This window comes from Pseudomonas sp. GW456-12-10-14-LB2 (assembly GCF_002884345.1).
Lineage (GTDB): Bacteria > Pseudomonadota > Gammaproteobacteria > Pseudomonadales > Pseudomonadaceae > Aquipseudomonas > Aquipseudomonas paraglycinae.
In genome coordinates this window covers 1-271 of record NZ_POHV01000161.1, presented here as the reverse complement: position 1 = coordinate 271, position 271 = coordinate 1, and the positions used below count along the sequence as shown (strand labels likewise).

The 271-nt window shown below is 62.7% G+C and carries 1 protein-coding gene; it reads right to left on the bottom strand.

The window, feature by feature from the left end:
* A partial coding sequence (locus C1X29_RS29300; RefSeq protein ID WP_158247913.1) for a hypothetical protein occupies positions 1 to 271 on the bottom strand: 271 nt, incomplete at both ends.

The window sequence follows — 271 nt, the reverse complement described above, 5'->3', positions numbered from 1 at the left end:
GCTTAGCGTCGTCGGCTCGTTCGATCGGAAGCCACTCGGCGGCGCCTGACGCAAGTCGAGTTGGAACTTCGAGATCGACCGGTTCTCGGCGCCCGCGAAGTTTAGGCGCGAGATTCGGTTGCCGTCGGTATCGACGATCAGCGTGTCGTTGTATCCGACCTTATAGGCTCGTGTCGGGCGCACAAACTTGACCGCATTGCCGACGGTCGCGGTGTCGAGCGAACCGTACGTCGTGCCGCCGGTCGTGCTCCAGAGCGGATTACCTGACGGG